Raw genomic sequence first — 11,668 nt, 5'->3', positions numbered from 1 at the left:
GGGCGGCCGGGGACAGCAGGGGGTGACCGGCCCTCCGGAGTGATCATCGGCCCGGCTGACTACCATGGAAGGGTCGTATGGGTCATATCCGGATGAAACGGAAGCCGTGCCATGACGGAGAACAGGCCGGAAAGCAGCCGGGGAACCGGACCCGAGGCTCACGAGGGGCGTGAGGAGTACGGCTTCGCCTGCCTGAGCTGCGGCTTCGGCTGGGAGCAGACGTACCGGATCGAGCACCGCGCCGACCCGCACGGCCGGCCGATCGTGATCTACCACGAGAACGGCCGGCGGGTCCCGTCCCCGCTGTCCCGCCCCACCTGCCGCAACTGCGGGGGGCACCGGGTCCGCATCGTGCGCCCCGACCTGGTCGCCGCCGCCCGGCGCGCCGCCTTTTGGCCCGGCGCCCGCACGTTCCCGCCCGGAGCGCCGTAGGGGCGGGCAGGCGCGGCAGGCGCGGCAGGCGCGGCAGGCGCGGCAGGCGCGGCAGAGCAGGCAGGCCGGGCAGGCGCCCGGCGGGCGAGCCGGACCCGGGCCGTGGGCGCGGCCGTAGGATCGAGGGCATGCCCAAGTCCGCCAAGGCCAAGGCCGAGCAGCACGTGCCGCCGCCGCTGCCCGAGCCGCTCGCCGTACCCGTCACCGATTCGCACACGCATCTCGACATGCAGGACACCACCGTCGAGGAGGCCCTGACCAAGGCCGCCGCCGTCGGGGTCACGCGCGTCGTGCAGATCGGCTGCGACGTGGAACGCGCCCGGTGGGCCAGCAAGATCGCCGCCGAGCACGATGCCGTGTGGGCCGCCGTCGCGCTCCACCCCAACGAGGCGGCGCGCATCGAGCAGCAGCAGGGCCCGGCCGCCCTCGACGCCGCGCTGGAGGAGATCGCCGGGCTGGCCCGGGCCCACCAGGTCAGGGCGCTGGGCGAGACCGGCCTCGACTACTTCCGCACCGGCCCGGAGGGCGTCGCGGCCCAGCAGCGCTCCTTCCGCCGCCACATCGCGCTCGCCAAGGAGCTGGACAAGACGCTCGTCATCCACGACCGGGACGCCCACGACGACGTGCTGCGCATCCTCCGCGAGGAGGGCGCCCCCCGGCGGACCGTCTTCCACTGCTACTCCGGTGACGCCGCGATGAGCGAACTCTGCGCGGCCGAGGGGTACTTCATGTCCTTCGCGGGCAACGTCACCTTCGGCAGCGCCCAGCCGCTGCGCGACGCGCTCGCCGCCGCGCCGCCCGAGCTGCTGCTCGTGGAGACCGACGCCCCGTTCCTCACGCCCGCGCCCTTCCGCGGCCGGCCCAACGCGCCCTACCTCATTCCCGTGACGGTGCGGGCCATGGCCAAGGTCAAGGGAATGGCCGAGGAGGAGCTGTCCCGGCACATCGCCGCCAACACCGTGAGGGCCTTCGGATGACCGAGACCCTGCTCGGCCCCGCCGACATCCGCGAGCTGGCCGCCGCCCTCGGCCTGCGCCCGACCAAGCAGCGCGGGCAGAACTTCGTCATCGACGCCAACACCGTCCGCCGCATCGTGCGCGCCGCCGACATCGGCGAGAACGACGCGGTCGTCGAAGTCGGCCCCGGGCTCGGCTCGTTGACCCTCGCCCTGCTCGAAACGGCCGGGCACGTCACCGCCGTGGAGATCGACGACGTGCTCGCCGCCGCGCTGCCCGCCACGGTCGCCGCGCGACTCCCGGACCGCGCCGACCGGTTCGCGCTCGTGCACGGCGACGCCATGCGCGTCACGGAGCTGCCGGGGCCGCCCCCCGGCGCCCTCGTCGCCAACCTCCCCTACAACGTGGCCGTTCCCGTCCTCCTGCACATGCTCGCCACCTTCCCCAGCCTCCAACGCGCCCTGGTGATGGTGCAGTCCGAGGTCGCGGACCGGCTCGCCGCCGGGCCGGGCTCCAAGGTCTACGGGGTGCCGTCCGTCAAGACCGCCTGGTACGCCGAGGCCCGGCGCGCCGGGGCCATCGGCCGGACCGTGTTCTGGCCCGCGCCCAACGTCGACTCCGGGCTCGTCGCGCTCACCCGCCGCCAGCCGCCGCGCACCACGGCCAGCCGCGAGGAGGTGTTCGCCGTGGTCGACGCCGCCTTCGCGCAGCGCCGCAAGACACTGCGCTCCGCCCTCGCGTCCTGGGCCGGCTCCCCGGCCGCCGCCGAGGCCGCCTGCGCGGCGGCCGGCGTCCCGTCCGGCGCCCGCGGCGAGGCCCTCTCCGTCGAGGACTTCGCCCGCCTCGCCGAACACCGCCCGGCACCGTAGCCGCCCACCGCTCCCCGATCCGAGATTGAGCAGATGCCCGCCACTCAGCCCAGGTCCTCCGTCACGGTCCGCGTCCCGGCCAAGGTCAACGTGCAGCTCGCCGTCGGGCCGCCGCGCCCGGACGGCTTCCACGACCTGGCCAACGTCTTCCTCGCCGTCGGCCTCTACGACCACGTCACGGCCTCCCGCACCGACGTCCCCGGCGCCCCCGGCGACCGGGGCGCCCCCGGCATCACCGTGACCTGCACCGGCCCCGGCAGCGAGCACGTTCCGCTGGACCGCGCGAACCTCGCCGTCCGCGCCGCCGAACTGCTCGCCGCCCGGCACGCGATCGAGCCCGCCGTCCGCCTCGACATCGTCAAGGACATCCCCGTCGCGGGCGGCATGGCGGGCGGCAGCGCCGACGCCGCCGGGGCCCTCCTCGCCTGCGACACGCTCTGGGGAACGGCCACCCCGCGCGCCGAACTCCTCGACATCTGCGCCGAGCTGGGCTCCGACGTGCCGTTCAGCCTGGTCGGCGGGGCGGCCCTGGGCCAGGGACGCGGCGAGCGGCTGACCGAACTGGCCGTCACCGGGCCGTTCCACTGGGTGTTCGCCCTCGCCGACGGCGGCCTGTCCACCCCCGACGTCTACCGCGAGTGCGACCGGCTGCGCGGCGACCGGCCCGTCCCGGCGCCCCGGGCCGACCCCGCGCTCCTCGACGCCCTCCGCACCGGCGACACCCCCGCGCTCGCCGCCGCGCTCGCCAACGACCTCCAGCCCGCCGCCGTCTCGCTGCGCCCCGCGCTCGCCGCCACCCTGGCCGCGGGCACGGCGGCCGGCGCCCTCGGCGGCCTGGTCTCCGGCTCCGGGCCGAGCTGCGCGTTCCTCGCGGCCGACGCCGAAGCCGCCGCGGGGATCGCCAAGACCCTGACCGACAGCGGCACCTGCCGCACCGCCCGGGCCACCACCGCGCCCGCGCCCGGCGCGACGACCGTCCCGACCGTCCCGACCGTCCCGACCGTCCCGACTACCATCGAGTCCCATGCCTGACGCCGCAGCCAGGGCGGCCAAGCCCGCCAAGAACCTCGTCAACGTCGAATCCGTCCGCAAGATCTACGGCACCCGGACCGTGCTGGACGGCATCTCGCTCGGCGTCGGCCAGGGCGACCGCATCGGCGTCGTCGGGCGCAACGGCGACGGCAAGACCACCCTCGTCCGCATCCTGGCCCGCCAGGAGACGCCCGACGACGGCCGCGTCACCCACGCGGGAGACCTGCGGCTCGGCGTCCTGACCCAGCACGACTCGCTCGACCCGGCCGCCACGGTCCGCCAGGAGGTCATCGGGGACCTGCCCGCGCACGAGTGGGCGGGCGACGCCCGCGTCCGCTCCGTCCTGACCGGCCTCTTCGGCGGCCTCGACCTGCCCGGCTTCCCGGACGGCCTGGACACCGTCGTCGGCCCGCTGTCCGGCGGCGAACGGCGCCGCGTCGCGCTCGCCAAGCTGCTGATCGCGGAGCAGGACCTGATCGTGCTGGACGAGCCGACGAACCACCTCGACGTCGAGGGCATCGCCTGGCTCGCCGCCCACCTGCGCGACCGCCGCTCCGCGCTGGTCGTCGTCACCCACGACCGGTGGTTCCTCGACCAGGTCTGCACCCGGATGTGGGACGTGCAGCGCGGCACCGTCCACGCCTACGACGGCGGCTACAGCGACTACGTCTTCGCGCGGGCCGAGCGCGAGCGCATCGCGGCGGGCGAGGAGGCCAGGCGGCAGAACCTGATGCGCAAGGAGCTGGCCTGGCTCCGGCGCGGCGCCCCGGCCAGGACCAGCAAGCCGCGCTTCCGCGTCGAGGCCGCCAACGCCCTGATCGCGGACGTGCCGCCGCCGCGCGACACCGCCGAGCTGACCCGCTTCGCGTCCGCCCGGCTCGGCAGGACGGTCTTCGACCTGGAGGACGTCACCCTGCGCGTCGGCGACCGCGACCTGCTCACGCACCTGACGTGGCAGCTCGGGCCGGGCGACCGCGTGGGCCTGGTCGGCGTGAACGGCGCGGGCAAGACCACCCTGCTGCGCGCCCTGGCCGACCCCGAGGGCTCGGGCGTGGTCGCGGCCGGGCGGGTGACGGTGGGCAAGACGGTGCGGCTGGCGTATCTCTCGCAGGACGTCGCGGAGCTGGACCCCACCGCGCGGGTCCTTCAGGCGGTGGAGGAGGTCCGCGCCCGCGTCGACCTCGGCAAGGGCCGGGAGATGACCGCCTCGCAGCTCTGCGAACAGTTCGGCTTCGGCAAGGAACGCCAGTGGACCCCGGTCGGTGACCTCTCCGGCGGCGAACGGCGGCGCCTGCAGATCCTGCGGCTGCTGATGGACGAGCCCAACGTGCTGTTCCTGGACGAGCCGACGAACGACCTCGACATCGAGACGCTCACCCAGCTCGAAGACGTCCTCGACGGCTGGCCGGGCTCGCTGGTGGTCGTCAGCCACGACCGCTTCTTCGTCGAGCGCGTCACCGACCAGGTGTTCGCGCTGCTGGGCGACGGCAACCTGCGGATGCTGCCGCGCGGCATCGACGAGTACCTCGAACGCCGCGCGGCCCGCACCGAGTCCGCCACCCCGGCCACCCCGGCCGCCCCGCCCACCACCCCGGCGTCCCCGGCGAAACCGGCCCAGCTCTCGCGCGCGGCCCAGAAGGAGATCCAGCGGATCGAGCGCCAGCTGGAGCGCATGGAGGAGAAGGAAGCCGCCCTCCACAACGAAATGGCCGCACACGCCACGGACTTCGAACGCATCGCGACCCTCGACGCCCAACTCCGCGAACTGGCGGGACAACGCGAAGAACTGGAATCCCGCTGGCTCGACCTGGCAGACGGCGCCGTCTAGGGCCTGTCTTCCGGATCGTGGGGGTACCTCCCGGACGCCGGTCCGGGGGAGGATCAGGCCGCGGGGTCTGGCTCCCCCGGGCCCCTCGGGGGCCCGGGAGGTACCCCCCCATGCGCCGGCAAGGCGCCGGATCGCAGCTCGTACGGTGGGGGCACCTCCCAGCCACCGGGCTGGGGGAGCGTCATGGCCCCGCGAAGACCCGGAAGAGGAGCCCTAGGCGCGGGCGGCCCCCTGTCACCGCGTTCCGGGCGGTACGGCGGCGCGGCGGTTCGCTCAGCGGCCGTCGTGCGCGGTGTCCTGCCGGAGCCCCCCGCCCTGGCCGGCGCGGGAGCGTCCTGCCAGGCGCCGGAGTGGTTGGCCACGGGGCAGTGATACCGGGACCCGAGGGGCGCGCGGTGTCGTCCGTGGCCTCGTCGCCTCCCGGGCGGGGGGCCGGAGGTGCTCGCGTCCGGTGCGTGCGGGGTGCCCCGTTGTCACCGGCGGAGGAACCGGCAGGGGGGTGCGGATGTCCGATGGTAGAAAGAGTTCGCTCGCACGACGTTCGACCCAGTACCGGGCCAGGGGGACACCATGTCGCAGCCGCCGCCACCACCGCCGCCGCATCAGCCGTCGCAGGGCGGTGGGTTCGGGCCGCCGCCACCGCCGCCGCCTTCGCAGGAGCCGGGGACTCCGGCGACCCCGCCGGATGCCGTACCGGGTGGGGTGCCCGGACAGCCCGGTTACGGGTATCCGCAGCCGTACCAGTCCCCCACCATCGGCGGTCCCGCCGTCGGCGGTGGTTTCGGCGCGCCCACCGCGCCCGGTCCGTACGGGCCGCCCAGCGGCGTCGGCGGCGGCTGGGCCGCGCCGCCCCCGCCTCCGGCGGCGCCGGGCGCCGGGCCCCGCCGGTCGCGCGGGCCGCTGATCGCCGCCGCCGTCGCGGCCGTGCTCACCCTGCTGGTCGCCGGCGGCGGCGCCGTCTGGCTGCTCAGCGGCGACGACGAGAAGGAGCCGGCCGCCACGGACCCGGGCGGCGACGGCGACGGCGGCGGAGACGGGGGAGGCGGAGGCGGCGGCCTGCCCGCCGAGCCGATCCAGGCCTCCCTCGCCTGGGACCTGCCCGTCCCGGCGGTCACCGAGGAGCAGATCGTCGTCGACGCCCGGGGCGCGTGGTTCGTGGACGACGCCTTCGTCCGCGTGATGCCCGACGCGCTCATCTCCTACGACCTGGCGACCGGCGAGGAGAACTGGAACGTCCCCTTCGAGTCCTCCGACGGCAACTGCCTCGCCTCACCGAACGTCTCCGAGAACCGCGTCGCGCTGCTCCAGGGCCGCGACTGCGAGGTGCTGACGGTCGTCGACATCTCCACCGGCGAGGAGGTCATGAGCATGCCCCTCGACTCCGAGTGGCCGACCTCCTCCGGCTCCTATCCCGCGATCCTCGGGGACGTCGTGGCGATCGGCACCGGCGTCAGCGGCATGGGCTTCAGCATCTCCGGCGAGGAGAAGCTCTGGGAGTCGAAGACCAGCGACCGCTGCCGCGAGGCCGAGTACATGGTGGTCGACGACATGTTCCTCTCCAAGCTCACCTGCGGTGACTTCGGTGACGAGGGCGGCAGCATCCGCGCCACCGACGAGTCGGGCCAGGAGCTGTGGGAGTGGGAGTTCGGGGCGACGCACGAGAACCAGGAGCTGTCGGTCGACTCCGTCATCTCCGCCGACCCCCTCGTGGTCACCGCCACCGTGGGCAGCGACGTCTCCGACCCCGGCGCGTCGCACATCTTCGTCGTGGACGACAACCACCAGGAGATCGCCCACGACCTCGACTACGACATCGACCGCTACATGGGCCCCTGCGAGGTCAACACCCTGTCCAACTGCTGGCTCGGCGTGGTCCACGACGACTTCCTCTACCTGCCGACCAACGTCCCGTACGGCGACAACGCGGTCGCCGCGTTCAACCTCTCGACCGGCCAGGCCCTTTACGAGGTCCCCGCCCTCAACGGCGGCCAGATCTGGCCGTTCGGCGTGCAGGACGGCAAGATCCTCGCCTACCAGCCCGCGAGCGACACGCTGGAGGGCCTGGTCGTCACGATCGACCCGGAAACGGAGAGCATCGCGCCGCTGATGGCGCTGGACCGGACCGCCCGTGCCCAGGAGTTCACCCTCTCGTCGAGCTTCTTGGTCCATAATCAGCAGCCCATGTGGCACGACAACACCCTGGTGCTGGTCAACCGGTCGTTCTACGACACCGACGACGAGGCCAACAAGCCCGCGCTGCTCGTCTACCGGTGACGGAACGTCAGGAAAACCGGCGCGACGCCGGGCGCCCGCGACAGCGAGCCTAGGAGACGTATGAGCGTACGGGTCGTGGTCGTCGACGACAGAAGGCTGGTCGCCGAAGCGCTGGCCTCCGCCCTCCGGGTGCGCGGGCACCGGGTGCTGGGGGCCGGCGCGCCCATCGGCCGGGGCGTGGACCTGGTGGTGGGCAAGCAGCCGGACGTGTGCCTGCTCGGCGCGCTGGAGCCCGACGCGCCGGGCGCGCTCGACCCGTTGCAGCGGCTGCGGCGCGAGTGCCCGCGCGTGGCGGTCGTCGTCCTCGGCCCGGTGCCGAACCCGCGCGGCGTGGCGGCGGCCTTCGCGGCGGGCGCGCGCGGCTACGTGCGGCACGACGAGCGCATCGAGGGCGTCGAGCGCGCGATGCTGAAGGCCAAGGCGGGGGAGGCGGCGGTGACGCCGCAGTTGCTGCGCGAGGCGTTCACCGAGCTGCTGCACCCGCGCGCGGTGGACCAGGCCGAGGGCGCCCGGCTGGCGGCGCTGCTGACGGAACGCGAGGCCGACGTGCTGGTGCGCATAGTCGAGGGCGAGGACACCCGACGCATCGCCGCCGGTCTCGGGGTCGCGCCCAGCACCGCCCGCACCCACGTCCAGCGGCTGCTCACCAAGCTCGGGACGGCCTCGCGCCTGGAGGCCGCCGCGCTGGCCGTCCGCACCGGGCTCCTCGATCACCTCGCCGCCTCCCGGGACCTCTGACCGAGCCCGGCATGCCACCCCGCCCCGCACGGAGCCCGGACGCGCTACGCTCCTTCTGTTGGGTTTTGTGCGAACGTGATCGGCGCTGTCGCCCTGGCCGGCCGCCGGTGGCCGGACGGGGCGAGGGAACTGGGTGATGAGGAGAACCACGACCCGGCTGGCCGACGGCCGGGAGCTGATCTACTACGACGCGGCCGACGACGCCCCCGCCCGCGACGCGCCCGACCGCCGCTCCCTCGCGCCCACGCCCGCGTCCGCCGTCTCCGAGATCCGGCACGATCCGCTGCGCGACGAGCCCGTCGGCTACGCGGCCCACCGCCAGTCCCGCACGTACCACCCGCCGCCCGACCAGTGCCCGCTGTGCCCGTCCGCCGGGGACCGGCACACCGAGATCCCGGCCCCGGACTACGAGGTCGCCGTCTTCGAGAACCGCTTCCCGGCCTTCTCCGGCGGCGCGGGCCGCTGCGAGGTCGTCTGCTTCACCCCCGACCACGACGCCTCGTTCGCCTCGCTGAGCGAGGAGCGGGCCGCGCTGGTGCTGCACGCCTGGACCGACCGCACCGCCGCGCTGACCCGGCACCCGGGTGTGCGGCAGGTGTACTGCTTCGAGAACCGCGGCGCCGAGATCGGCGTCACCCTCGCCCACCCGCACGGCCAGATCTACGGCTACCCGTTCGTCACCCCGGTCACGGCCCGCGCCGTGCGCGCCGTGGCCCGCCACCGGGAGCGGACCGGGCGGAACCTCTACGACGACCTGCTGGCCGCCGAGCGCGCCGACGGCCGCCGCGTGGTGCTGGAGACGGACCACTGGACGGCGTTCGTGCCGCACGCCGCGCGCTGGCCGTACGAGGTGCACCTCTACCCCCGGCGCCGGGTGCCGGACCTGACCGCGCTGGACGACGCCGGACGGGCCGCGTTCCCCGCCGTCCACCTGGAGCTGCTGCGCCGCTTCGACCGGCTCTTCGGCCCGGACGCCGGGCCGACGCCGTACATCGCCGGCTGGCACCAGGCGCCCGTGGGCGCCGGCCCGGAGGCGCGCGCGGCACGCGAGGACTTCGCGCTGCACCTGGAACTTTTCACAGTCCGCCGCGGTCCGGGCAAGCTGAAGTACCTGGCCGGGTCCGAATCCGGCCTGGGCGCGTTCGTGAGCGACGTACTGCCGGAGGCGGCGGCCGACCGGCTTCGAGAGGTGGCGACAGCATGACCGACACGGGCAGGCACGACACGGGCAGGTACCTGGTGACCGGCGGCGCGGGCTACGTCGGCGGCACGGTCGCGGCGCATCTGCTGGCCGCCGGCCACCGCGTGACCGTGCTGGACGACCTGTCCACCGGCTTCCGCGCCGGGGTGCCGGAGGGCGCGGAGTTCGTGGAGGGCCGGATCCAGGAGGCGGGCAAGGTGCTGGACCGCTCCTACGACGCGGTGCTGCACTTCGCCGCCTGCTCCCAGGTGGGCGAGTCGGTGGCCGACCCCGAGAAGTACTGGCGGAACAACGTCGGCGGCACCGTCGAGCTGCTGCGGGCCATGCGCGACGCGGACGTCCGCACCCTGGTGTTCTCCTCCACCGCCGCCGTCTACGGCGAGCCGGAGACCACGCCCATCACCGAGGACGCGCCGACCGCGCCGGGCAATCCGTACGGCGCCACCAAGCTCGCCGTCGACCACATGCTCGCCGGTGAGTGCGCCGCGCACGGCCTGGCGGCCGTCTCGCTGCGGTACTTCAACGTGGCCGGCGCGCACTCCGGCGGCACGCTGGGCGAACGCCACGATCCCGAGAGCCACTTGATCCCGATCATCCTCCAGGTCGCGCTGGGCCGACGGGAGTCGATCGCCGTCTACGGCACCGACTACCCGACCCCCGACGGCACCTGCGTGCGCGACTACATCCACGTGGACGACCTGGCCGAGGCCCATCTGCTGGCGCTGAAGGCGGCCACCCCGGGCGAGCACCTGGTCTGCAACCTCGGCAACGGCAACGGTTTCTCCGTCCACGAGGTCATCGCCACCGCCCGCCGCGTCACCGGCCACCCCATCCCCGCGACCCCGGCCGCCCGACGCCCCGGCGACCCGGCCGTCCTGGTCGCCTCCGCCGGGCGTGCCCGCGACCGGCTCGGCTGGCGCCCCCGCCGCCCCGGCCTGGCCGACATCATCGGCGACGCCTGGGAGTTCGCCCGCCGAACGGAAGCACGGCCATGACCCACGAGGACCTGTTCGGCGCCGCGCCCGACGGCCACTGGTCGGCTCCCGGCCGCGTCAACCTGATCGGTGAGCACACCGACTACAACGACGGCCTGGTGCTGCCCCTGGCCCTGCCGCACACCGCCAGGGCCGCCGCCTCCCGCCGCCCCGACCGCCGGCTGCGCCTGTACTCGGCCGGGATGCCGGACGGCGGGACGGTGGATCTCGACCTCGACGCCCTCGCGCCGGGCACGGTGACCGGCTGGGCCGCCTACCCGGCCGGGGTCGCCTGGGCGTTGCGCGAGGACGGCCACCAACTCGGCGGCCTGAACGTCTCCTACGAGTCCGACGTGCCGGTGGGCGCGGGCCTGTCGTCCTCCGCCGCGCTGGAGGTCGTCACCGCCGTGGCGCTCGACGACCTCTTCGGCCTGGGCCTGGCACCCACCGCGCTGGCCCGCGTCGCCCAGCGCGCGGAGCGGGACTTCGCCGGCGTGCCCTGCGGCATCCTCGACCAGATGGCCTCCGCCTGCTGCACCGCCGGGCACGTCCTGCGCCTGGACACCCGGGACTTGTCCATGCGTCAGATCCCGTTCTCCATGGCCCTGGAGGGGCTGCGGCTGCTGGTGATCGACACCGGCGTCCGGCACGCCCACGCCGACGGCGCCTACGCCCGCCGCCGCGCCGAGTGCGAGGCGGGCGCGACGGCCCTGGGCGTTCCGGCGCTGCGCGACGTGCCGCCCGAGGGGCTGGACGACGCCCTGGCCCGGCTGCCCGACGCGACGCTGCGCCGCCGCGTGCGGCACGTGGTCACGGAGAACGACCGCGTGGAGCGGGTCGTCGCGCTCCTCGACGCGGGCCGGGCCCGCGCCATCGGGCCGCTGCTCACCGCCGGACACGCGTCGCTGCGCGACGACTTCGAGGTGACCTGCCCCGAACTCGACCTGGCCGTCTCGGCGTCCACCGCCGCGGGCGCGCTCGGCGCCCGCATGACCGGCGGCGGCTTCGGCGGTTCGGCCATCGCGCTGGTGGACGCCGACGCCGCGGAGGCCACCGCCGGGGCGGTCCGGAACGCCTTCGCGGCGGCCGGTCATCACCCGCCCGGCATCTTCGAGGCGATCCCCGCACCCGGCGCCGGACGGCTCCCGGTGTGATGCCTTTGATACCCGCACTTCCGTGAAAGCACTTCCGCCGCCGCCCGTCACCCGTAACCTGAAGGGGTGCACCGGTGGGGGCCGGTGCCGCTTCAGGGGGCGAGACAGGTGGGTGCGACGCCCACGGCCCGGCACCGGTGCCGTGCGGCGGCGGCCGTGCGGATTCCCCCGGAGCCGGGGCACCGGCGTCGCGCCCGCCGAGCCCGCCTT

At 74.9% G+C, this 11,668-nt stretch carries 10 protein-coding genes; all 10 read left to right on the top strand.

The genetic code is table 11. The annotated features are described in order from the left end of the window. Positions 1-111: 111 nt before the first annotated feature. The 10 genes from ACSNOC_RS14440 to galK all read left to right on the top strand — a co-directional run bounded on the left by ACSNOC_RS14440 (position 112) and on the right by galK (position 11,458). Positions 112-432, top strand: a complete 321-nt coding sequence (locus ACSNOC_RS14440; protein WP_436747810.1) for a hypothetical protein — start codon at positions 112-114, stop codon at positions 430-432. A gap of 128 nt (positions 433-560) precedes the next feature. After that, complete coding sequence (locus ACSNOC_RS14435; RefSeq protein WP_436747809.1) at positions 561-1,409, top strand: TatD family hydrolase; 849 nt, start codon at positions 561-563, stop codon at positions 1,407-1,409. Further along, the gene (gene rsmA / locus ACSNOC_RS14430; protein ID WP_436747808.1) at positions 1,406-2,257 is read left to right on the top strand and encodes a 16S rRNA (adenine(1518)-N(6)/adenine(1519)-N(6))-dimethyltransferase RsmA; all 852 of its coding nucleotides are present in this window, start codon (positions 1,406-1,408) and stop codon (positions 2,255-2,257) included. Before ACSNOC_RS14435 ends, rsmA begins: the two co-directional genes overlap by 4 nt. Positions 2,258-2,290: 33 nt before the next feature. Next, entirely contained in the window at positions 2,291-3,289 is a 999-nt protein-coding gene (locus ACSNOC_RS14425) for a 4-(cytidine 5'-diphospho)-2-C-methyl-D-erythritol kinase (protein WP_436747807.1), read from the top strand. Continuing rightward, a complete protein-coding gene (locus ACSNOC_RS14420; protein WP_436747806.1) occupies positions 3,282-5,117 on the top strand; it encodes an ABC-F family ATP-binding cassette domain-containing protein in 1,836 nt (611 codons plus the stop codon). Before ACSNOC_RS14425 ends, ACSNOC_RS14420 begins: the two co-directional genes overlap by 8 nt. Before the next feature lie 702 nt (positions 5,118-5,819). Next, positions 5,820-7,391 (top strand): outer membrane protein assembly factor BamB family protein, encoded by a 1,572-nt coding sequence (locus tag ACSNOC_RS14415; RefSeq protein WP_436747805.1) that lies wholly within the window; start codon positions 5,820-5,822, stop codon positions 7,389-7,391. 60 nt (positions 7,392-7,451) lie between these two features. Beyond that, positions 7,452-8,129 carry a LuxR C-terminal-related transcriptional regulator gene (locus tag ACSNOC_RS14410; RefSeq protein ID WP_436747804.1) on the top strand — a complete coding sequence of 226 codons (678 nt, stop codon included), beginning with the start codon at positions 7,452-7,454 and terminating at the stop codon, positions 8,127-8,129. A 136-nt stretch (positions 8,130-8,265) separates the two neighbouring features. Beyond that, positions 8,266-9,333: a galactose-1-phosphate uridylyltransferase gene (gene galT / locus ACSNOC_RS14405; protein WP_436747803.1), complete on the top strand. Its 1,068-nt coding sequence runs from the start codon at positions 8,266-8,268 to the stop codon at positions 9,331-9,333. Then, positions 9,330-10,325, top strand: a complete 996-nt coding sequence (gene galE / locus ACSNOC_RS14400; protein WP_436747802.1) for a UDP-glucose 4-epimerase GalE — start codon at positions 9,330-9,332, stop codon at positions 10,323-10,325. Before galT ends, galE begins: the two co-directional genes overlap by 4 nt. Further along, a complete protein-coding gene (gene galK, locus ACSNOC_RS14395) occupies positions 10,322-11,458 on the top strand; it encodes a galactokinase (RefSeq protein WP_436747801.1) in 1,137 nt (378 codons plus the stop codon). Before galE ends, galK begins: the two co-directional genes overlap by 4 nt. Positions 11,459-11,668 lie beyond the last annotated feature (210 nt).

The organism is Streptomyces sp. URMC 129, assembly GCF_051386415.1.
Classification (GTDB): Bacteria; Actinomycetota; Actinomycetes; order Streptomycetales; family Streptomycetaceae; genus Streptomyces.
This window is presented reverse-complemented; position numbering and strand designations above follow the sequence as displayed.